18 protein-coding genes are annotated in these 22,486 nt (G+C 73.9%); 15 read left to right on the top strand and 3 right to left on the bottom strand.

The features are described from left to right. The first annotated feature begins 9 nt into the window (after positions 1-9). Positions 10-969 (top strand): electron transfer flavoprotein subunit alpha/FixB family protein, encoded by a 960-nt coding sequence (locus tag CLT75_RS31180; RefSeq protein WP_013474293.1) that lies wholly within the window; start codon positions 10-12, stop codon positions 967-969. 97 nt (positions 970-1,066) lie between these two features. On the opposite strand, the gene CLT75_RS31185 is transcribed toward CLT75_RS31180, so the two are convergent. After that, positions 1,067-1,837, bottom strand: a complete 771-nt coding sequence (locus CLT75_RS31185) for an anti-sigma factor (protein ID WP_135243663.1) — start codon at positions 1,835-1,837, stop codon at positions 1,067-1,069. Beyond that, positions 1,791-2,396: an RNA polymerase sigma factor gene (locus CLT75_RS31190; protein WP_013284457.1), complete on the bottom strand. Its 606-nt coding sequence runs from the start codon at positions 2,394-2,396 to the stop codon at positions 1,791-1,793. The genes CLT75_RS31185 and CLT75_RS31190 overlap by 47 nt, the downstream gene beginning before the upstream one ends. Before the next feature lie 240 nt (positions 2,397-2,636). Here CLT75_RS31190 and CLT75_RS31195 point away from each other — a divergent pair, with 240 nt between their 5' ends. The 7 genes from CLT75_RS31195 to CLT75_RS31225 all read left to right on the top strand — a co-directional run bounded on the left by CLT75_RS31195 (position 2,637) and on the right by CLT75_RS31225 (position 9,044). Continuing rightward, a complete protein-coding gene (locus tag CLT75_RS31195) occupies positions 2,637-3,470 on the top strand; it encodes a DUF4397 domain-containing protein (protein ID WP_013474295.1) in 834 nt (277 codons plus the stop codon). Beyond that, entirely contained in the window at positions 3,467-4,138 is a 672-nt protein-coding gene (locus CLT75_RS31200; protein WP_135243664.1) for a class F sortase, read from the top strand. The genes CLT75_RS31195 and CLT75_RS31200 overlap by 4 nt, the downstream gene beginning before the upstream one ends. Positions 4,139-4,234: 96 nt before the next feature. Then, the gene (locus tag CLT75_RS31205; RefSeq protein ID WP_135243665.1) at positions 4,235-5,410 is read left to right on the top strand and encodes a cysteine desulfurase family protein; all 1,176 of its coding nucleotides are present in this window, start codon (positions 4,235-4,237) and stop codon (positions 5,408-5,410) included. Between the two features lie 37 nt (positions 5,411-5,447). Next, positions 5,448-6,524 (top strand): tRNA 2-thiouridine(34) synthase MnmA, encoded by a 1,077-nt coding sequence (gene mnmA / locus CLT75_RS31210; protein ID WP_135243666.1) that lies wholly within the window; start codon positions 5,448-5,450, stop codon positions 6,522-6,524. Between the two features lie 30 nt (positions 6,525-6,554). Further along, entirely contained in the window at positions 6,555-7,559 is a 1,005-nt protein-coding gene (locus CLT75_RS31215) for a methionine synthase (protein ID WP_135243667.1), read from the top strand. Between the two features lie 37 nt (positions 7,560-7,596). Continuing rightward, positions 7,597-7,965 carry a VOC family protein gene (locus CLT75_RS31220; RefSeq protein ID WP_030270144.1) on the top strand — a complete coding sequence of 123 codons (369 nt, stop codon included), beginning with the start codon at positions 7,597-7,599 and terminating at the stop codon, positions 7,963-7,965. Positions 7,966-7,991: 26 nt separating this feature from the next. Next, a complete protein-coding gene (locus tag CLT75_RS31225; protein WP_135243668.1) occupies positions 7,992-9,044 on the top strand; it encodes an ADP-ribosylglycohydrolase family protein in 1,053 nt (350 codons plus the stop codon). Between the two features lie 12 nt (positions 9,045-9,056). On the opposite strand, the gene CLT75_RS31230 is transcribed toward CLT75_RS31225, so the two are convergent. Then, positions 9,057-9,671 carry a type II toxin-antitoxin system PemK/MazF family toxin gene (locus tag CLT75_RS31230; protein ID WP_135243669.1) on the bottom strand — a complete coding sequence of 205 codons (615 nt, stop codon included), beginning with the start codon at positions 9,669-9,671 and terminating at the stop codon, positions 9,057-9,059. Between the two features lie 183 nt (positions 9,672-9,854). Between CLT75_RS31230 and ligA the strand changes: the two genes are divergently transcribed. The 7 genes from ligA (at position 9,855) to CLT75_RS31265 (ending at position 22,135) form a co-directional block, all read left to right on the top strand. Next, positions 9,855-12,008, top strand: coding sequence for an NAD-dependent DNA ligase LigA (ligA, locus tag CLT75_RS31235; protein WP_135243670.1), 2,154 nt, complete (start codon positions 9,855-9,857; stop codon positions 12,006-12,008). Between the two features lie 151 nt (positions 12,009-12,159). Next, on the top strand, positions 12,160-14,700 hold the full coding sequence (locus CLT75_RS31240) for a GGDEF domain-containing phosphodiesterase (protein WP_135243671.1): 2,541 nt from the start codon (positions 12,160-12,162) through the stop codon (positions 14,698-14,700). A 105-nt stretch (positions 14,701-14,805) separates the two neighbouring features. Beyond that, complete coding sequence (gatC, locus tag CLT75_RS31245) at positions 14,806-15,111, top strand: Asp-tRNA(Asn)/Glu-tRNA(Gln) amidotransferase subunit GatC (protein WP_135243672.1); 306 nt, start codon at positions 14,806-14,808, stop codon at positions 15,109-15,111. Between the two features lie 76 nt (positions 15,112-15,187). Next, positions 15,188-16,663: an Asp-tRNA(Asn)/Glu-tRNA(Gln) amidotransferase subunit GatA gene (gene gatA / locus CLT75_RS31250; RefSeq protein ID WP_135243673.1), complete on the top strand. Its 1,476-nt coding sequence runs from the start codon at positions 15,188-15,190 to the stop codon at positions 16,661-16,663. A gap of 255 nt (positions 16,664-16,918) precedes the next feature. Further along, a complete protein-coding gene (locus CLT75_RS31255) occupies positions 16,919-18,067 on the top strand; it encodes a putative Ig domain-containing protein (RefSeq protein ID WP_486485316.1) in 1,149 nt (382 codons plus the stop codon). A 120-nt stretch (positions 18,068-18,187) separates the two neighbouring features. Next, positions 18,188-19,681, top strand: a complete 1,494-nt coding sequence (gene gatB / locus CLT75_RS31260) for an Asp-tRNA(Asn)/Glu-tRNA(Gln) amidotransferase subunit GatB (RefSeq protein ID WP_018786240.1) — start codon at positions 18,188-18,190, stop codon at positions 19,679-19,681. Positions 19,682-19,777: 96 nt separating this feature from the next. Beyond that, entirely contained in the window at positions 19,778-22,135 is a 2,358-nt protein-coding gene (locus CLT75_RS31265) for a transketolase-like TK C-terminal-containing protein (protein ID WP_135243675.1), read from the top strand. Positions 22,136-22,486 lie beyond the last annotated feature (351 nt).

Below are 22,486 nucleotides of genomic sequence, written 5' to 3' on the forward strand. Positions count from 1 at the left end.
GTCACTGACATGTCTGAGGTTCTCGTCGTCGTCGAAGCCACGAAGGAATTCGGCGTCAAGAAGGTCACCCTGGAGATGCTCACCCTCGCCCGCGAGCTGGGCACCCCGAGCGCCGTCGTCCTCGGTGGCGCCGGCGCCGCCGAGGCGCTGAGCGCCAAGCTGGGCGAGTACGGCGCGGAGAAGATCTACGCCGCCGAGGGCGAGGAGATCGACGGCTACCTGGTGGCCCCCAAGGCCACGGTGGTCGCCGAGCTGGTCAAGCGCGTCCAGCCGGCCGCCGTGCTGCTCGCCTCGTCGCAGGAGGGCAAGGAGATCGCCGCCCGCCTCGCGGTCAAGCTGGACAACGGCATCCTGACCGACGTGGTCGGCCTGGCCGCCGACGGCACCGCCACCCAGGTGGCGTTCGCCGGCTCCACCATCGTCAAGTCCAAGGTCACCAAGGGCCTGCCGCTGGTCACCGTCCGGCCGAACTCGCTCAACCCGGCCCCGGCCGCCGCGACCCCGGCGGTCGAGCAGCTCACCGTGTCGGTCACCGACGCGGACAAGCTCGCCAAGGTCGTCGAGCGGGTCGCCGAGCAGAAGGGCTCCCGCCCCGAGCTGACCGAGGCGTCGGTGGTCGTCTCCGGCGGTCGCGGTGTCGGCAACGCCGACAACTTCAAGCTGGTCGAGGAGATGGCCGACCTGCTCGGCGGCGCGGTCGGCGCGTCCCGCGCGGCAGTCGACTCCGGCTACTACCCGCACCAGTTCCAGGTGGGCCAGACCGGCAAGACGGTCTCCCCGCAGCTCTACGTCGCGCTGGGCATCTCCGGTGCGATCCAGCACCGGGCCGGCATGCAGACCTCGAAGACCATCGTCGCGGTGAACAAGGACGCCGAGGCGCCGATCTTCGAGCTGGCCGACTACGGCGTGGTCGGCGACCTGTTCAAGGTCGTCCCGCAGGCCGCCGAGGAGATCCGCAAGCGCAAGTGAGCGTCGCGTGAAAGAAGGCCGCCGCCCGGTGCACCGGGCGGCGGCCTTTCTCGTAGGGAGCTGATCGGCGGGCCGGGGAGCTGAGCCGGCCCGCCGATCAGCCCGTCAGGGTGCCCCTCAGCAGGCTGTCGCCGGAGTGGCCGGGCTTGTTGTCGTACTGCTCCGCGCTGACGTCGACCACGGTGTAGGTACGCAGGTCGACGTTCGGGGGGATCGGCAGGAGCGCGTCCCCTGATCCGTTGCTCAGCGTACCCACGGAGAACATCTCCATCGTGTTCGGATCGATCAGCCAGACCTCGTAGTACCCCGGAACGGTCGGGAGATTCGCCACGTGCAGATGCAATCGATTGTCACCGAGCACCCGGGCGTCGCCGGAGGCGTCCTTCGGCGTCGTGCCGAACGCCGCGAGCGGCGCGCTGGCCACCACCGGCGGCTCGGGATCGGTCCCGTCACCACCACCGCCGAGCACCGCGGCGGTGCCGGCCACGCCGATCACCGCGGCGGCGGTGGCGGTGACCGCCGTGGTCGCCCACCCCGGCCAGCGCCGGCTCCGCCGCGGACGACGTGCCACGACGGGTACGGCGGCCGGCTCCACCGGATCGGCCGGGCGCGGCAGGCGCCGCTCGGTCAACGCCGGCAGCTCCTCGGCGGCCCGGATCTCGGCCACGATGCCCTGCCAGATGTGCTCCGGCGGGTCGGGCAGCTCGGCCAGGCCCTGCGTGCCCGCGCCGAGCCCGGCGACGTGCTGGAGCGTCTCCATCTCGCCCCGGCAGTGGTCGCAGGTGTCCAGATGGGTGGCCTCGCCGTCAGCCGCCTCGCTCTCACCGAGCGCCAGAAAGACCAGCCGGTCGTGGTCCAGGTGCTGCACCGTCCACCTCCCATCTGCGTTTCAGGCTCTGCATGCCGCGTCTGATGTGACTCTTGACGGTGCCGAGCGGCACTCCGGTCACCGCCGCGATCTGCTGGTGTGTCAGGTCGTCGTAGAACGCCAGCTCCAGCATCCGGCGCTGCTCGTCGGGGAGCCGGGCCAGCTCGTCGGCGACCACCAGGCGGTCGACCACCGTGTCCGGGTCGGGGCCGGTGGAGACCGGCTCCGGCAGTTGCTTCACCGTCTCGACCACCCGGGTCTCCCGGGCCGAGGCCCGGATCCGGTCGACCACCTTGCGCCGCCCGATTCCGAGCAGCCAGCCGACCAGTGAGCCTTTCGCCGGGTCGAACGTCTCCCGGCCGAGCCAGGCGGCGACGAACGTCGCCTGGGTCACGTCCTCGGCGTCACTGCGGTTCACGAGCGTCGTGGTGGCCAGGTGCAGCACCGCCCGCCCGTACCTGTCGTACGCCTCTCGCAGGGCCGCCTCGTCGCCGTCGCGGAACCGGGTGGCGAGGTCGTCCTCGCCCGGCGGTTCGGGGCCCTGCCTGGCCGCCGTCACCGGGCGGCTCGCCTTCCGTGGGGCATGCCCGACTGTAACTCCCACAGCCACCGCCCCACTCTCCCGGTGTGTCCGTCACGACCCTCGTCACCTCTCCTTCGTCCCCGGAGGGTCCGGCGGATGCGCCCGGAGACGGGAAAAAGAAATCGGATCCGGGCGCATCCGGGGGCGACGGAGCCGGCGTAACCCGTTCTGCAAGCCAGGCCTGACGAATCAGCACCAACCACCAGGAGGCAGACAATGCAGTACGCGATGTTCCGTCGGGTCGCCGCGGGCGGCGCGGTGGCCGCCCTCACCTTCGCCGGCGTCGGCGCCGCCACCATGAGCCCGGCCTACGCCGCCTCGTCGAAGGTCTCCGTGGTCCACGGCATCCCGGACACCCCGGTCGACGTGTACGTCAACGGCGAGAAGACGCTGAACAACTTCAAGCCCGGTGACGTCGCCGGCCCGCTCACCCTGCCCGAGGGGGAGTACGACATCGCCCTGACCAAGCCCGGTGAGGCGATCGACAAGGCGATCCTGAAGGTGGACGACGCCGCGGTGCCGGGCGGGGCGAACATCAGCCTCGCCGCCCACCTGAGCGCCGCCGGCGAGCCGCAGATCACCCCGTTCGTCAACGACGTGTCCAAGGTGGGCGCCGGCAAGGCCCGGCTGATCGTCCGGCACACCGCCGCCGCCCCGGCCGTCGACGTGCGGGCCGGCGGCAAGCCGGTCTTCGAGGGCCTGACCAACCCGAAGGAGGCGAAGGCGGACGTGGCCGCCGGCTCGGTCGAGGCGGACGTGGTGCTCGCCGGCACCGACACCGTCGCCATCGGCCCGGCCGACCTGAACCTGAAGGAGGGCACCGCCACCATCGTCTACGCGATCGGCTCGGCCGAGGCGAAGAACCTGAGCGTGGTCGCCCAGACCATCAACGGCCTGCACTCGGCGCCGGGCGGCGTGCCCAGCGGCACCGGCGGCCAGGCCGGCACCGGCGTGGACACCTGGTGGTACGTGCTGGCCGGGGCCGGCGTGCTGCTCCTGGTCGGCGGCGGGGCGCGGGTGGCGGCAACCGCCCGGGCCGGTCGCCGGTGACGGTGCGCAACCGCGGGGCGCTGGCGGCGATGGCCGCCGGCGCCGCCGCGCTCATCCTGGCGACAGTGGTGGCGTGCGGATCGGAGCCCGCCGGGGACGTCGGCGGCGACGAGGTGACGGCCCTGGCCGGCGCCACACCCACGCCCGCGCCGGCGTCGGCGGCGACCGGCGGCGGTTCGGTCCCGGTGAACCCGGGGACGCTGCCGGCCGGCAGCGAGATCGTGCCGCCGGTGAAGCTGAGCATCCCGCCGATCCGGGTCACCGCCACCGTCAACCCGGTCGGCGTCAACGAGCGCACCGACGAGTTCGAGGTGCCGCCCAGCGTGGACCAGGTCGGCTGGTACCGCTACGGCCCCGGCCTGGAGGCCGGCGCCGGCTCGGTGGTGATCGCCGGGCACGTGGACAGCGCCGAGCAGGGCAAGGGTGCGTTCTTCCGGCTGCGTGAGCTGGGCCAGGGGGACAAGCTCACCGCCACCGGCTCGGACGGCCGCGAGCGTGCCTACCGGGTGGTGGCCCGGGAGGAGTACCGGAAGTCGAAGATCCCGCTGGAGCGGTACTTCGCGCGCGACGGGAAGCCCCGTCTCACGCTGATCACCTGCGGCGGGCCGTTCGACGCGAAGACCCGCAGCTACCGGGACAACATCGTGATCACTGCCGTTCCCGCGTGATCACTGCCGTTCCGCGTGAGCGGCCGGACCGCCCCGGGTGGGACGGGGCGGTCCGGCCCCCGGCGCCGGGTACGCAGGCCGTTAGGCTGAACCGTGATGGCATACCTTGATCACGCGGCGACGACCCCGATGCTGGACGAGGCACTCGAGGCGTACGTCGCCGTCGCCCGCGAGGTGGGCAACGCGTCGTCGTTGCACGCGGCGGGTCGCCGGGCCCGGCGACGGGTGGAGGAGTCCCGCGAGCGGGTGGCCGCCGCGCTCGGTGCCCGCCCCTCCGAGGTGATCTTCACAGGCGGCGGTACGGAGAGCGACAACCTCGCCGTGAAGGGCGTCTTCTGGGCCCGTCGCGCAGCCCGGGCCGAGCGGGTCCGGGTGGTCTCCAGCGCGGTCGAGCACCACGCCGTCCTCGACGCGGTGGACTGGCTGGTCGAGCACGAGGGCGCGGAGGCCGGCTGGCTTCCGGTCGACGCGGCCGGGCGGCTCGACCCGGAACGCCTGCGCGCCGAGCTGGCCGAGCACGGCGAGCGCGTCGCTGTGGTCACCGCCATGTGGGCGAACAACGAGGTGGGCACCGTCCAGCCGGTGGCCGAGCTGGCCGCCGTCGCCGCCGAACACGGGGTGCCGTTCCACACCGACGCCATCCAGGCGGTCGGGCAGGTACCTGTCGACTTCGCCGCCAGCGGCGTGTCGGCGCTCACCGTGACCGGGCACAAGCTCGGCGGCCCGACCGGCGTGGGCGCGCTGCTGCTGGCCCGTGACGTCCCGGCCACCCCGCTGCTGCACGGCGGCGGCCAGGAACGTGACGTCCGTTCCGGGACGCTCGACACCGCGGGCATCGTCGCGTTCGCGGTCGCCGTCGAGGCCGCGGTGAAGGGCCAGCAGGAGTACGCGGCCCGCGTCGCCGCGCTCCGCGACGAGCTGGTCGAGCGGGTCCGGCAGGCCGTCCCCGAGGTGATCTTCAACGGTGACCCGGCCGACCGGCTCCCCGGCAACGCGCACTTCTCCTTCCCCGGCTGCGAGGGGGACGCGCTGCTGCTGCTCCTGGACGCCCAGGGCATCGCCTGCTCGACCGGGTCGGCCTGCTCCGCCGGGGTGGCCCAGCCCTCGCACGTGCTGCTGGCGATGGGCGCCGACGACGACCGGGCCCGGTCCTCGCTGCGCTTCACGCTCGGCCACACGAGCACCGGCGCGGACGTGGACGCGCTGATCGCCGCGCTGCCCGCAGCGGTGGAGCGGGCCCGCCGCGCGGCCGCCCTCCGTACGCCCCGCTGACCCGGATACCCTCGGTGAGGACGAGGGGAGTGGGCCGGTGAGGGTTCTGGCGGCGATGTCGGGCGGGGTGGACTCCGCCGTCGCGGCGGCACGGGCGGTGGAGGCCGGGCACGACGTGACGGGCGTGCACCTGGCGCTGGCCCGTAACCCGCAGACGTACCGCACCGGCGCCCGGGGCTGCTGCACGCTGGAGGACTCCCGGGACGCCCGGCGCGCCGCCGACGTGCTCGGCATCCCGTTCTACGTGTGGGACATGGCCGACCGGTTCCACGACGACGTGGTGGACGACTTCGTGGCCGAGTACGCCGCCGGGCGTACCCCTAATCCCTGCCTGCGCTGCAACGAGAAGATCAAGTTCGCGGCGGTGCTGGACCGGGCCGTGGCCCTGGGCTTCGACGCGGTGGTGACCGGCCACCACGCCCGGCTCGGCCCCGACGGCCTGCTGCGGCGCAGCGTGGACGCGGCCAAGGACCAGTCGTACGTGCTGGCGGTGCTGACCCGCGCGCAGCTCGACCGGTCGATCTTCCCGCTCGGTGACTCGACGAAGGCCGAGGTGCGCGCGGAGGCCGCCCGGCGCGGCCTCGCCGTGGCCGACAAGCCGGACTCGCACGACATCTGCTTCATCGCCGACGGCGACACCCGCGGCTTCCTTTCCGAGCGGCTCGGTGAGGCGCCGGGCCAGGTGGTGGACGCGCTCACCGGCGCGGTGGTGGGCAGCCACAGCGGCGCCTACCAGTACACCGTCGGGCAGCGCCGCGGCCTGCACCTGGACCGCCCGGCGCCGGACGGCCGGCCCCGCTACGTGCTGTCCATCACCCCGACCACGAACACGGTGACGGTCGGCCCGGCCGAGGCGCTGGAGGTCTCCGACGTACGCGCGACCCGCCCGGTGTGGACCGGCGGGCCGCGCCCGGACGGGCCGGTCGAGTGTGAGGTGCAGCTGCGGGCGCACGGCGACGTGGTGCCGGCCGCCGTCGAGGTGGACGCCGACGGCCTGCGCGCGTCGCTGCGCCGCCCGGTCCGGGGTGTCGCCGCCGGCCAGGCGATCGTGGCCTACCGGCCCGACCCGGCCGGCGACGTGGTCCTCGGCTCCGCCACCATCACCGCCGCCTGACCTCGTACGGGCAGCGGATAGGCTGCGCCCGTGACTGAGCAGGCGTGGCCCTGGCCCCCCGGCGCGGCGACCGGCATCGGGTCGCTGCCCGGCACCGACATCGCCGAGGCGCAGCGGATCGTGCTCGGCGAACTGCCCGCCCTGCCGCACCTGCCCGAGCTGCCCGCCCGCGGACCGGGCGCGGACCTCGTCGGCCGCACCGCCGGCCTGCTCGTCGAAGTGCCGGTCGAGCTGTACGCGGCCCGCTGGCGGATCGCCCCGCGCCCCGGCCGTGACCTGCGCCGCGCCCGCGACCTGATGGAACGCGACCTCGACCAGCTCGCCGAGCAGGCCGAGGAGTACGCCGGACCGGTCAAGGTCCAGGCGGCCGGCCCGTTCACCCTCGCCGCCGCGCTGGAGCTGCCGATCGGCGGCCGGATGCTGCGCGACCCGGGCGCGGTACGCGACCTCGCCGGCTCGCTCGGCGAAGGGCTGCGCGGGCACGTCGAGGCGGTGACCCGGCGGCTGCCCCGCGCCTCGGTGCTGCTCCAGCTCGACGAGCCGTCCCTGCCGACCGTGCTGGCCGGGCGGGTGCCCACCGAGAGCGGCTTCGGCACCCACCGTCCGGTGGAGACCGAGGTGGCGCGAGGGCTGCTGCGCGACGTGATCGAGGCGGCAGGCGTACCGGCGCTCGTGCACTGCTGCGCGCCGGACGTACCGCTGGAGCTGATCCGCTCCGCCGGCGCGGCAGGCGTCGCGCTCGACCTGTCGCTGGTCACCGACCTCGACCCGCTCGGCGAGGCGATCGACGCCGGGCTGGGGCTGCTGGCCGGCGCCGCGCCGACGCTGCCGCCGCCGTCCGGCCGGGCGCCCACGTCGGCCGAGGTAGCCGACCGGGTCCGGCGGGTCTGGGACCAGCTCGGCTTCCCCCGCCGCCGGCTGGCCGAGCAGGTGGTGGTCACCCCCGCGTGCGGCCTGGCCGGTGCCACCCCGGGGTACGCCCGCGCGGTGCTCGCCGCCTGCCGCGACGCGGGCCGGCGGCTCGCCGAGGACTGACGTTTTTCCGTCGTACCCGCCGGGCACGATGACCGGCATGATTGGACGACTGCGTTCCACCGTGATCGACTGCCCCGATCCGCGCGCGCTCGCCGCCTTCTACTCCGAGCTGCTCGGCCTGCCCGTGGTGGAGGAGAACTCCGACGGCGACGAGTGGGTGGTGCTCGGCGGCCCACCCGGGCACCAGCCGCGGGTGGCCCTGCAGCGGGCGCCGGGCCTGCGCACCCCCGACTGGCCCGACCCGGCCCGGCCGCAGCAGTTCCACCTCGACGTGAGCGTCGACGACATCGAGGCGGCCGAGAAGGCGGTGCTGGCGCTGGGCGCACGGCGGCTGCCCGGTGAGGGGGAGGGCTTCCGGGTCTACGCCGACCCGGTCGGCCACCCGTTCTGCCTCTGCTGGGACTGATCTTCCGCGGCTTGCGTGGTGGGGGCATGATCGCCACCGTGACCGCCTCCACCGCCACCGGCCGCGCCGCCGGTTCGCTGTTCGGCCTGGCCTACGGCGACGCCCTGGGCAAGCCGACCGAGTTCCTCACCGTCACCGAGATCGTCCGGCGCTACGGTCCGGCCGGTCCGCGCGAGCTGACCGGTGACCCGGCCCTGGTCACCGACGACACCCAGATGGCGCTGGCCGTGGCGTGGGCGCTGCACGACGCGCCCGCGTACACGGCCGAGGTGGTGGAGCCGCTGCTGCGGCAGCGCTTCGTCGACTGGTCGGTCAGCCCGGAGAACAACCGCGCCCCGGGCATGACCTGCCTGCGGGCCTGCGCCGAGCTGGCCCGGGGCGCCCGCTGGCAGGAGGCCACAGTCGCCGGTTCCAAGGGCTGCGGCGCGAACATGCGGGTCACCCCGGTCGGACTCCTCGACGTCGACCTGGACACGATGGCCGGGCTGGCCCAGCTCCAGGCCGGCCTGACCCACGGCCACCCGACCGGGCTGGCCGCGAGTGAGCTGACCGCGTACGCGGTCCGGCTGCTGCGCGACGGCGCGGCGCTGCCGGAGCTGCCCGGCCTGCTCACCGAGCGGGCCCGGGAGCAGCGCACCGTCTACCGGGACGACTGGCTCGGTGACCTGTGGCAGCGGCCCGGCGAGAGCAGCGCGGCCGAGTTCGTCGCCCGGGGCTGGGACGACTGCCTGCGCGTGCTCGGCCGGCTGGAGGCGGCGCTGGCCCGCCCGGACGACGGCGGCGACCCGTGCCGGTTCACCGGCGAGGGGTGGATCGCCGAGGAGGCGCTCGCCACCGCGCTGCTCTGCGCGCTGCGCCACCGCGACGACCCGGTCGGCGCGCTGGCCCGGGGCGCCACCACGGCCGGTGACTCGGACTCCATCGCCGCGCTGGCCGGCGCGTTCGTCGGCGCCGCGTACGGCACGGCCGCCTGGCCCGCCGGATGGGCCGGCCGGATCGAGTACGCGGGCCAGCTCACCGCGCTCGCCGCCGCGTTCGACGGGCAGGCGTCCGCCGCCGGCTCTCGCGGCGAGGGGTGACGCCGCCCGCGCTCAGCCGGTGAGGTGGCTCAGCCGCCGGACACCGCGCCACAGGTCCGGGTCGCAGGTGCCGGCCCGGTCGGCGATCGCGCTCAGCGGCACCGGGATCGGCTCGCTCACGTCCAGGTAGCTGTCGTGGTCGGCGCCCGGATCCCAGTCCCGGGTCGGGATCGGCAGGTGGTCGTCCCGGTCCGACTTGTCCTGGCTGGTGATCTTCAGTACCTCGGCGTCCCGGCCGTCGACGCGCAGCACCAGGCAGGGACGCACCTTCGAACCGGTCCCGTCGGCGTAGGGCACGTCGGCCCACCAGATCTCCCCGGGCCGGGGCTCGTCCCGGTCCGCCCGCCCGGCGCCCCGCGGCCTCGGCGGCGTCGCGGTGCGGTCACCCCGCGGCCCGGTGCCGGCCCGGTCACCGCGGCGTCCACCGCCGGACCGTTCGCTGTCCGGTCCGCCGGTGCGGCTGCCACGCCCGGTGCCCGGCCGCCGCCCGTCGGCCCGGTCGCGCTTCCCGCCGGCCCGGTCGCGCGTCCCGGCGCGGTCGGCCGCGCGGCGGCGCCACTCGTTCCACAGCCAGCCGGCCGCGACGCAGGCCACGATCACCAGCGCCCAGACCACCCCGTCGCGCATCCGCCGCCCGCCTCCCGACCGTTGTCGACCACTACCGCCGACGCGATCGTCGCACGGCCGGGGCGCACCCGCCCGGGTGGCGCGGCGGGCACCGGTTCGCCCTGCTCGGCGCGGGTGACCGGACGACTGTCACAGCCGACCGCTACGGTTCTCGGGTAGCACCAACACGGGAGGTCGACAGCGGTGTCCGAAGGCGGCGGCGTGTCCGAAGAAGCGGTTCCCCCAGCGGTCGACGCGGCCCAGGACGCGGCGGCGGGTGCCGAGCCGACCCCGGCGGCCCGGGAGCGCCACGCCACGCTCAGCCAGGAGCTGACCGAACACCAGTACCGCTACTACGTCCTCGACGCGCCGACCGTCACCGACGCCGAGTTCGACAAGCAGCTGCGGGAGTTGGAGGCGCTGGAGGCCGAATACCCGGCGCTGCGCACCCCCGACTCGCCCACCCAGCGGGTCGGCGGCACCTTCTCCACCGACTTCACACCGGTCGCGCACGCCGAGCGGATGCTCTCGCTCGACAACGCCTTCGCCGACGAGGAGCTGGCCGCCTGGTCCGAGCGGGTCGAGCGCGACGCGGGCGGCCCGGTGCCCTACCTGTGCGAGCTGAAGGTCGACGGGCTCGCCATCAACCTGACCTACGAGAAGGGCCGGCTGGTGCGCGCCGCCACCCGGGGCGACGGCCGCACCGGCGAGGACGTCACCGCCAACGTGCGCAGCATCAAGGGCGTGCCGGCCCGGCTGACCCCGGCCGACGACTTCCCCGACGTGCCCGATCTCCTGGAGGTGCGCGGCGAGATCTACTTCCCGGTGGCCGCGTTCGCCGACCTGAACGCGAGCCTGGTCGAGCAGGGCAAGGCGCCGTTCGCCAACCCGCGCAACGCCGCCGCCGGCAGCCTGCGGCAGAAGGACCCCCGGGTGACCGCCTCCCGCCCGCTGCGCCTGGTGGTGCACGGCATCGGCGCGCGCACCGGGTTCCGGCCGGCCGCGCAGTCCGAGTCGTACGCCGCGCTCAAGGCGTGGGGGCTGCCCACCAGCGACAGGTGGCGGGTGGTGGACGACCTGGCCGGGGTCGCGGAATACATCGCCTACTACGGCAAGCACCGGCACGACGTCGAGCACGAGATCGACGGCGTGGTGGTCAAGGTCGACCCGGTCTCGATCCAGGGCCGCCTCGGCTCGACCAGCCGCGCGCCCCGCTGGGCGATCGCCTTCAAATACCCGCCGGAGGAGGTCAACACCAAGCTGCTCGACATCGAGGTGGAGGTCGGGCGCACCGGCCGGGTCACCCCGCGCGCCGTGCTCCAGCCGGTGCGGGTGGCCGGCTCCACCGTCGCCTACGCCACCCTGCACAACGCCCGCGAGGTCGAGCGCAAGGGTGTGCTCATCGGCGACACGGTGGTGCTGCGAAAGGCCGGCGACGTGATCCCCGAGGTGCTCGGCCCGGTGGTCGAGCTGCGCCCGGCCGACGCTCGCCCGTTCGTCATGCCTACCACCTGCCCGGCCTGCGGCACACCGCTCGCGCCGGCCAAGGAGAGCGACGTCGACATCCGCTGCCCCAACGGGCGCGCCTGCCCCGGTCAGATCCGCGAGCGGGTCTTCTACCTGGCCAGCCGCAAGGTGCTCGACATCGAGGTGCTCGGCGAGAAGGGCGCGGCGGCGCTGCTGGACGCCCAGATCATCACCAACGAGGGCGACCTGTTCCAGCTCGACGCCGAGCAGTTGACCCGGTCGCCGTTCTTCGTCAACAAGGACGGCAGCCTGGGCAGCAACGCCACCAAGCTGCTCGACAACCTCGCCGAGGCCAAGGAACGCGACCTGTGGCGCGTGCTGGTGGCGCTGTCCATCCGGCACGTCGGCCCGACCGCCGGCCAGGCGCTCGCCCGGCACTTCCGCTCGGTAGCCGCGATCGAGGCCGCCGGTGAGGAGGAGCTGTCCTCGGTGGACGGCGTCGGCCCGACCATCGCGGCGAGCGTGAAGGAGTGGTTCGCCGTCGACTGGCACCGCGACGTGGTGCGCAAGTGGGCCGAGGCGGGCGTACGGATGGCCGAGGAGGCCGCCGACGAGGGGCCGCGACCGCTCGACGGGATCACGGTGGTGGTCACCGGCACGCTCGGCGGGTTCAGCCGCGACCAGGCGGCCGAGGCGATCCAGGTCCGGGGCGGAAAGGTGACCGGCTCGGTCTCCAAGAAGACGGGCTTCGTGGTGGTCGGCGACAATCCCGGATCCAAGGCCGACAAGGCCGCCACCCTGAAACTGCCGATCCTCGACGAGGACGGATTCCGCGTGCTGCTGGACTCCGGCCCGGAGGCGGCCCGCGAGGTGGCCCGGGTGGAGGACTGACAGGCTGGTCACGGCGATCGTCCGGCGGATACCAAGTTAATTACGACTCCGACCGATTCGTGACTGTCGTGTCGGGGAAATCGCCTCGGAGGGCGTTTCATTGGCGTACGACGCGTGACGGCGCGCGCCAGGACGTTCCCCGGGAGGTGCGATGGAGACCGGCGACCCGCGTAACTCCGTCCCGCCCGGGCGGAGCGGGCCGTTCTTCGGCTTCGTCGCCGCGATCGGCGCGGTCGCCCTGCTGGTCTCGGCCGGGCCGCTCGTCGCGCTCGCCGACCGGCTGACCGAGCTGCCGGCCGCGTTCTGGACCATGGCGGTGCTCGCCGTCGCCTGCGACGCCCGCCCGTTCGTCCCGCCCGGCCGGCGGCAGACGTCCGCGGTTTTCCCGTCGACCTGCTTCACCTTCGCGATCCTGCTCGGCTGGGGCTTCGGCCCGGCCGTCGCGGTGCAGGCCGTCGCCGTGGCGGTCAGCGGCTGGCGACTCGGGTACGCGCCCTGGCGCACCGGCTTCAACGCCGCGCAGTACGCGTGCGCGCTCGCCGCCGCGTACGCGGTCACCCGGCTCGGTCCGGGCGAGCTGTTCGGCGGCGGCCGGCTGCACTGGACCGACGTGGCGGCGGTGGGCGGCGCGACGCTCGCCTGGTTCGTGGTCAACTACGGGCTGGTCAGCTCCGCGGTCCGGCTGCGGTTCGGCGACAGGTGGTGGCCGAGCGTCCGCAGCGGCCTGGCGTACGAGCTGCTGTCCACCGGTTCGCTGCTGCTGCTCGCGCCGGTGCTGGTGGCCGCCGCCCGGGCCAGCGCGGCGCTGATCCCGCTGGTCCTGGTGCCGCTGTTCGCCGTCTACCGGATGGCCCGGCTCTCCGAGGAACGCGAACAGCTCGCCGACGTGGACCCGCTCACCGGACTGCCCAACCGCAAGGCGCTGCTCACCGAGGTGGCCGAGCAGGTGCACCTGCACGGCGAGCGGGCCGCCCGGGGCGCGCCGGACGCGCACCTGGCGCTGCTGCTGCTCGACCTCGACCGGTTCAAGCACGTCAACGACGCGCTCGGGCACGCGGTGGGGGACCGCCTGCTGGTCGAGGTGAGCGCCCGGCTGATGGGCGCTGTGGGCGCCGGTGACATGGTGGCGCGGCTCGGCGGCGACGAGTTCGCCATCGTCGTACCCCGGCTCGCCGACATCGACCAGGCCCGCGAGCGGGCCGACCGGGTGGTCGCCGCGCTCGCCGAACCGGTGCCGCTGGACGGGCTGCCGCTGGACGTGGGCGGCGCCATCGGCATCGCGCTCTACCCCGACCACGGCGAGGACTTCGCCACCCTGATGCGTCACGCCGACGTGGCCATGTACGACGCGAAGCACCGCAACGACACGGTGGCGGTCTACGCGCCGGAGTCCGACCACAACTCCGCCGAGCGCCTCAGTCTGCTGGCCGACCTGCGCCGGGTGCTGGAGTCCGGCCCGTCCGCGCAGGGCGGGGAGACGGTGGGCGTACGCGGGGGTGACGGCGCGGCCCTGACCCCGGCGCTGCCGGTGCGGGCCGACCGCCCGGCCCGCAACCAGCGCCCGGCGCGCGACGGCGGCCGGGGACGGTCCGGCGACGGACCGAACCGGTGGCTGCGGCGCCGCAGCCACCGCGCGGAGGAGCGGCACGACGACGACCTGATCGAGCAGATCCTCACCGGCGCCGACCCGATCCGCCGCCGGGCCGCCCCGGCCGGCGCCGGACCGGTAGCGGGTCCGCTCGTGGTCGGCGACGCGGAGTTCGCGCCCGAGACCGACACCGCCGAGGCCGACGTCACCCAGGACGCGGAGGCCGCCGTGAGCACCGGCGCGCCGGGCGTCATCGGGCCGACCGCCGACGGGAGCACCGCGGCCGAGGCGGACGAGCAGTCCGGGCACCCGGGCGAGATCACCATGTACTACCAGCCGCAGATCGCCATCGCCACCGGCGAGGTGGTGGGCGTCGAGGCGCTGCTGCGCTGGCGGCACCCGCGCCGGGGCATGGTCGACCCGGGCGAGCTGATCCAGGTCGCCGAGCAGAGCGCGGTGATGCGGCTGCTCACCCGCCGCGTGGTGGACGACGTGGTGGAGCAGCTCGCCAAGTGGTCGGCGGCCGGGCTCACGCTGCGGGCCGCGCTCAACGTCAGCGTCCGGGACCTGCACACCGGCGAGATCGCCGACCAGATCGCCGACCGGCTGACCCGGTACGGCGTGCCGCCCGAGCGCCTCCAGGTGGAGATCACCGAGGGCGCGCTGATGGCCGACCCGCGCCGGGTGCTCGCCAGCATCACCCAACTGCACCGCATCGGCGTCGGCATCGCGCTCGACGACTTCGGCACCGGCTACTCGTCGCTGCAGCACCTGCGCCGGCTCCCGCTGTCCGAGGTGAAGGTGGACAGGTCGTTCGTCCTCGGGATGGCCGAGGATCCGGACGACGCGGCGATCGTCCGCTCGATGATCGAGCTGGCCGGCGCGCTCGGGCTGCGGGTGGTGGCCGAGGGCGTGGAGGACGAGCGCACCTGGCGGCTGCTGCACGCCGCCGGGTGCGACGTGGCGCAGGGCTGGTTCCACGCCCGGCCGATGCCGGCCGAGGACCTGGTGGCCTGGCTGTCCCGCTACCGTCCGGTGCGACCGGCGGAGGCGGTGAGCCGCGGCGGTCCGGCGCCGGAGGGGGAGTCGAAGGCGTCGTCGTGACGGCGGGACAATAGACTCGCTCCGGTCACCGCGCGTCATCGAGCACGCCCGTACGCGCGGCCGGCCCACCGCAGACGTCTCAGGACAGCCACGAAGGGGGCACTGATGGCCGCCATCTCCCGCGAGGAGGTCGCGCACCTCGCGCGACTGTCGCGGCTCGCCGTCACGGATGAGGAACTGGACACCTTCGCCGGCCAGCTGGATGTGATCCTCCAGTCGGTCGCGCAGGTCGGCGAGGTCGCCGCGGCGGACATCCCGCCGACGTCCCACTCCGTGCCGCTGACGAACGTGCTCCGCGAGGACGTGGTGCGGCCGGGTCTGACCCCGCAGGAGGCGCTGTCGGGCGCCCCCGACGCCGAGGAGCAGCGGTTCCGCGTCCCGCGGATCCTGGACGAGGATGTGGCCTCATGAGCGAGCCCAGCGAGCGAATCATCAGGCTCAGCGTGGTTGTCGGTCGTGACGGCATGGAGCGAAGCGGAGTGCCGGCATGACCGACCTGACGAAGATGACCGCTGTCGAGATCGCCGGGCTGGTGGCGAGCGGCGAGACTTCCGCGGTCGAGGTCACCCAGGCCCACCTGGACCGCATCGGCGCCGTCGACGACCGGGTGCACGCGTTCCTGCACGTCGACACCGAGGGGGCGCTGGCCGCCGCGCGTGCCGTGGACGAGCGCCGCGCCGCCGGTGAGGAACTGGGCCCGCTCGCCGGTGTGCCGGTCGCGGTGAAGGACGTGCTCACCACCAAGGGCGTGCCGACCACGGTCGGGTCGAAGATCCTGGAGGGCTGGCGCCCGCCGTACGACTCGACGATCGTCGAGCGGCTGCGCGACGCCGGCACGGTGATGCTCGGCAAGACGAACATGGACGAGTTCGCGATGGGCTCCTCCACCGAATACTCCGCGTACGGGCCGACCCGTAACCCGTGGGACACCGACCGGATCCCGGGCGGCTCCGGCGGTGGCAGCGCGGCGGCGCTGGCCGCGTACGAGGCGCCGCTGTCGATCGGCTCGGACACCGGCGGGTCGATCCGCCAGCCCGGCGCGGTCACCGGCACCGTCGGCGCGAAGCCCACCTACGGCGGTACGTCCCGCTACGGCCTGGTCGCGTTCTCCTCGTCGCTGGACACGCCCGGCCCGTGCGCGCGTACCGTGCTCGACGCCGCGTTGCTGCACCAGGTGATCGGCGGTCACGACCCGCGCGACTCCACCTCGATCCCGGCCCCGGTGCCGGACGTGGTGGCCGCGGCGCGGCTCGGCGCCACCGGTGACCTGACCGGCGTGAAGCTCGGCGTGGTCACCGAGTTCACCGGCGAGGGTGCGGAGCCGGGCGTGATGGCCGCGTTCCGTGACGCCGCCGAGGCGCTGGCGAAGCTGGGCGCCGAGATCGTCGAGGTCTCCTGCCCGCACTTCAAGTACGCGCTGCCGGCGTACTACCTGATCGCGCCCAGCGAGTGCTCCTCCAACCTGGCCCGGTTCGACGGCGTCCGGTTCGGCCTGCGGGTCGGCGACGACGGCAACCGGTCGCTGGAGGAGGTCATGTCGCTGACCCGCGAGGCCGGCTTCGGCCCCGAGGTCAAGCGCCGCATCATGCTCGGCACGTACGCCCTCTCCTCGGGCTACTACGACGCCTACTACGGTCAGGCGCAGAAGGTCCGCACGCTCATCACGCGGGACTTCACCAGCGCGTTCGAGCAGGTCGACGCGCTGATCTCGCCGACCACGCCGTTCGTGGCGTTCCCGATCGGGTCGCGCACCGCCGACCCGTACCAGATGTACCTGGCCGACCTGTTCACCATCCCGACGAACCTGTACGGCGGCCCGGCCATCTCGGTGCCGTGCGGGCTGTCCGACGGGCTCCCGGTCGGCTTCCAGATCATGGCGCCGACCATGGCCGACGACCGGATGTACCGGGTCGCCGCCGCGCTGGAGAACGCCGTCGGCACGCTCACCCCGCCGGCGCTCTGAACCAAGCGGTACGGAGGCGGGCCGCCCGCCTCCGTACCGGATAGACGTCCCGCGCCCGGTGCGGTCATCACGACCGCGCCGGGCGCGGCTGTCGTCGCGGCGACACGGTGATCACCGATCAGTGGATTGCCCGGGGTCACTGGCACTGGTCGAATAAACTCCGAGTCTGCTGGATCGACTGGACTGTGGCCCGCTGGCGGACGCGAGCGGTTCCGACCGAGAGCTGGATGTGCGATGGGGACACTTCGCCCGGTCATGGCCCTGACGATGGCCGTCGCGCTGCTGCTGGGCGCCGGTCAACCGGCCGCCGCGCAACCGGCCACCGCCGCCACCGAGGCCGTCACCATCACCTCGGGCAAGCCCCGGTCGGTCATGGTCATCGGGCAGGTCTACGCGATCCACACGGTCGAGGCCATGGGTGGGACGGCGCCGTACCGGTTGTCGGTGACCTCGGGCGGTCTGCCGCCGGGGATGCTGGTGGTGGGGACGTCGCTCGGTGGCGCACCGACGACGCCCGGCACGTACACGTTCACGTTGCGGATGACCGACCAGAACGATCTCTTCGACGAGCAGACGGCGACCATCGAGGTACGCGAGCCGACTGTCGTCATCACGTCGGGCAAGCCCCGGTCGCCCATGTACCTCGGCCGGGTGTACGCGATCCACACCGTCGAGGCCACAGGCGGCACCGAGCCGTACCGGTTGTCGGTGACATCCGGCAGCCTGCCACCGGGGATGCTCGTGGTGGGGACGTCGCTCGGCGGTGCGCCGACCACCCCCGGCACGTACACGTTCACGTTGCGGATGACCGACAAGAACGACCGCTTCGACGAGCAGAACGCCACAGTCGTCGTCGCCGAGGCGGCGACCGCGTTCACCTCCGGCGAACCGCCCGCCGCCACCGTCGGTAAGCCGTACTCCTTCCGGTTCACCGCCGACGGCGACTCGGACATCGCGTTCGCCCTGGCCGCCGGGGCCCTGCCGGACGGCCTCACCCTCGACGAGGAGGGCAAGCTCAGCGGCACCCCGGGCAGCGCCGGCACGTTCGCCTTCACCGTCGCGGCGAAGGGGTACAGCACCAGCGCCACGAAGCAGGTGTCGCTGACCGTCGCCGCCCGGACCCCGGCCACCCCCACGGCGCCCCCGACCGGCTCGACGCCCGATCCGGCCGACCCGACTGCGACGCCGACGCCGAGCGACCCGGCCGCCACGCCGTCGGAGAGCAGCGCCGCGACGCCCCAGCCGACGCCCTCGCCGTCGAAGGTGAGCGGCGCGTGGCTGCCGATCACCGGACCGGGTTCGCCGCTCGTCCTGCTGCTGCTGAGCGTCGTGGCCTTCTCCGTCGGCGGCATCCTGCTCGTGCTGGCGTACAACCGGCGGCGGACCTTCACCACACCCGAGTGACACCCGGCCGGGCCCGGTCACCGTGGCAGCGCCCGTGTTGATCTCGAAGCCCGGCAGCGGGGTGGCCGGGCCAGCCGATTAGGCTGGAACGGTTCTGTCCGGATCGCGCCTGGAGCTCAGATGACGACGACACTGCCCGCGTACGACGAGGTCGTCGCGCGCTTCGAACCGGTGATCGGCCTGGAGACCCACGTCGAGCTGGGCACGAACACCAAGATGTGGTGCGGCTGCCCGACCGACTTCGGCGGCGAGCCGAACACCCGGGTCTGCCCGGTCTGCCTCGGCCTGCCCGGCTCGCTGCCGGTGGCGAACAAGGCCGCGATCGAGGCGACCATCCGGATCGGGCTGGCGCTGAACTGCTCGATCGCCGAGTGGTGCCGGTTCGCCCGGAAGAACTACTTCTATCCGGACATGCCGAAGAACTTCCAGATCAGCCAGTACGACGAGCCGCTGTGCTTCGACGGCTACCTGGACGTCGAGGTAAACGGCGAGCTGGTGCGCATCGGCATCGAACGGGTGCACCTGGAGGAGGACACCGGCAAGACGCTGCACGTCGGCGGCGCCACCGGTCGCATCCACGGCGCCACCGAGTCGCTCGTCGACTACAACCGGGCCGGCATCCCGCTCGTCGAGATCGTCACCAAGCCCATCCCCGGCACCGGTGCGCTCGCGCCCGAGGTCGCCCGCGCGTACGTCACCGAACTGCGCGACGTGATCCGCTCGCTCGGTGTCTCCGACGTGCGGATGGAGGAGGGCTCGCTGCGCTGCGACGTCAACACGTCGCTGAACCGGCCGGGCGAGGAGTGGGGCACCCGCACCGAGACCAAGAACGTCAACTCGCTGCGCTCGGTCGAGCGGGCGGTGCGCTCGGAGATGCTGCGCCAGGCGTCCGTGCTGGAGGCCGGCGGCCGGATCACCCAGGAGACCCGACACTTCCACGAGGACACCGGCGACACCACGTCGGGCCGGTCCAAGGAGACCGCCACCGACTACCGGTACTTCCCGGAGCCGGACCTGGTGCCGCTCGCCCCGGACACCGCGTGGGTGGCCGAGCTGAAGGCCGCCCTGCCGGAGCTGCCGCGACTGCGCCGCAAGCGGATCCAGCAGGAGTGGGGCCTGTCCGACCTCGACATGCAGTCGGTGGTCAACGCCGGCGCGGTCGAGCTGATCGAGGCGACGGTGGCCGCCGGCGCCACCCCGGCCGCCGCCCGGAAGTGGTGGCTGGGCGAGCTGTCCCGCCGCGCCAACGAGACCGGCGTGGAGCTGGCCGATGTGGGCGCCACCCCGGCCCAGGTCGCCGAGCTGCAGGGCCTCGTCGACGCGGGCAAGCTCAACGACAAGCTGGCCCGTACCGTGCTGGAGGGCGTGGTGGCCGGCGAGGGTTCGCCGACCGAGATCATGACCAACCGCAACCTGGAGGTCGTCTCGGACACCGGCGCGCTCACCGCCGCCGTGGACGAGGCGATCGCCGCCAACCCGGACGTCGCCGACAAGATCCGCAGCGGCAAGGTCGCGGCGGCCGGCGCGCTGGTCGGCGCGGTCATGAAGACCACCCGCGGCCAGGCGGACGCGAAGACCGTTCGCGAGCTGATCCTGGCGCGCCTCGGCGCCTGACCCGGTCGTGTGGGCCCTTTCCCGGCAGGGGAGGGGCCCTTCGTCCGCTCCTCACCCCGCAGAGGGCGTCAACGGCGACGCCCGGATGGAGTCACCGTGAACCAGCACGACCTCGACGTCCTCGACGAGATCCAGCGCCGGGTGCTCTGGCTCGCCACCCGCATCGTCGACGCGGCCAACCACGACCGCGACACCGGTGACGGGGTGAAGGTCGGCGGCCACCAGGCGTCAAGCGCCTCCCTGGTGACCGCGATGACCGCGCTCTGGTTCCACCACCTGGACGCCGAGGACCGGGTGGCGGTGAAGCCGCACGCCTCGCCGGTGTTCCACGCGATCCAGTACCTGCTCGGCAACCTCGACAAGTCGTACCTGCCGAAGCTGCGGGCACGCGGCGGACTCCAGTCGTACCCGTCGCGCACCAAGGACCCGGACGAGGTCGACTTCTCCACCGGCTCGGTCGGCCTGGGCGCCGCCGCGCCGCTGTTCGCCGCCGTCACCCGCCGCTACGTCGACGCCCACTTCGGGCCGCGCCCGCACTCCCGGTTCGTCGCCATCATCGGTGACGCCGAGCTGGACGAGGGCAACATCTGGGAGGCGGTCGCCGACCCGGCCACCACCGGACTCGGCAACGTGATGTGGCTCGTCGACTTCAACCGCCAGTCGCTGGACCGGGTCGTCCCCGGCATCCGGATCAATCAGTGGCGCGGCCAGTTCGAGGCGGCCGGCTGGCACGTCGTGGAGGTCAAGTACGGCCGCAGGCTCGCCGAGGCGTACGCCCGGCCGGGTGGCGCGGCGCTGCGCGACTGGATCGACCGGATGCCCAACGAGCAGTACCAGTCGCTGTTCGGGCTGGTCGGTCCGGCGCTGCGCAAGCAGTTCCTGGACGGTGCGCCGGCCGAGGTGGCCGCGTTCGTCGCCGACATCGGCGACGAGGAGCTGGGCCCGCTCGTCACCGACCTGGGCGGGCACGACGCGCAGGCCATGCTCGACGCGTACGCCCAGTGCGACGCGGTCACCGACCGGCCCAGCGTCGTGTTCGCGTACACGGTCAAGGGCTGGGGTCTGCCGATCGCCGGCAACCCGCGCAACCACTCGGCGCTGCTCACCACCGAGCAGGTCGACGCGCTGCGCGCCGCGCACGGCCTCACCGCCGAGACCGAGTGGGACCGCCTCGACCCGGCGTCCCCGGCCGGCATCCGGGCCGGCGAGCGCCGGGAGGCGCTGTCCCGCGCGCCGCGCCGGCGTGCGCTGGGCGTCACCGTTCCGGAGACCACGAGGGTACGCGCGAACAAGCCCGTCTCCACCCAGGAGGTCTTCGGCCGGGTGCTGGTCGACCTGGCCCGCGATCCGCAGGTGGCGCCCTACCTGGTGACCACCGCGCCGGACGTGGCCACCTCGACCAACCTGGCCGGGTTCATCAACAAGACGGGCGTGTTCGCCCCGACCGAGCAGCGTTCCTGGACCGAGGACCGGATGCTGCGCTGGACCGAGAGCCCCGCCGGGCAGCACATCGAGCTGGGCATCTCGGAGATGAACCTGTTCCTGCTGCTGGGCCAGCTCGGCCTGTCGTGGGACCTGTCCGGCCAGCCGCTGCTGCCGGTCGGCACCGTCTACGACCCGTTCGTGCTGCGCGGTCTCGACGCGTTCCTCTACGGCACGTACTCCGGTTCCCGGTTCGTGGTGGCAGGCACCCCGTCCGGCATCACGCTCGCCCCGGAGGGCGGCGCGCACCAGTCCACCATCACCGCCTCGGTCGGCCTGGAGCTGCCCGGCGTGACGTTCCTGGAGCCCGCGTACGCCGGCAGCCTCGACTGGCTGCTCTGCGACGCGCTCGGGCAGATCGCCGGCGGCGCCGCACCGGCCGCCACAGCGGCGCCGGCCGAGGACGGGGCGTACTACTTCCGGCTCAGCACCCGGCCGATCGACCAGGCGCCGTTCGAGGCGGCCCGGGCGCGACTCGGGGACGCGGTGTTGCGGCGGCAGGTGGTGGCCGGCGCGTACCGGCTCGTCGACGCGCACCAGGCGTACCCCGATCTGGCTGACGCCCCGGTCGTGCAGCTCGCCGCCTCCGGCGCGGTGCTGCCGGAGGTCCTGGCGGCCGCCGCGGAGCTGGCGGAGGAGGGCGTGGCCGCGCACGTGGTCGACGTGACCAGCCTGGACCGGCTCTACCGCGCTTGGCAGCGGACGCTGCGCCAGGGCGTGCGGACCGCGACCGTGCCGAGCGTGCCCGGCGCGCTGCGGTCGGCGTTCGCCGACCGGGTGCCGGTGGTCACCGTGCACGACGCCGCCTCGCACGCGATGGCCTGGCTCGGCTCGGCGGTCGGCGCCCCGGCGGTGCCGCTCGGCGTGGACGAGTTCGGCCAGTCCGGCAACGTCCGGGAGCTGTACGAGCTGCACGACCTGCTGCCCGGCAGCATCGTCAACGCCGCGCTGGCCGCGATCGCGCTGCGCTGAGGCGCGCGTCCGTCGCGCTGACCGCACCCCGCCTCGGGGCCGGCCGGACACACCGGGCGGCCCCGGGCTCTCGCGGTGAAGCCCGGCCTCCGTGCGGCGGCCCCCGGGTCCTCGCGGTGAGGTCCGGCCTCCGTGTGGGCCTCAGCCTCTCGGCTCGCCGGTCTTCCGGCTTTCTCGGACGGATCCCCACCTGCCCTCGGGCGCCCGCCCGGTGTGTCCTGCGACCGCCGCTGCCGCCTCTCCTGGCTCCCCCGGCTCTCCCGGTTCGACTCCGGGGCGGCGGGCCGCGTCCTGGCTGATCCGGGTGGCGCGGTAGGCGGTCTTCATCACGGAGTGTTACGGCTGCCTTGG

Source organism: Micromonospora sp. CNZ285 (assembly GCF_004637285.1).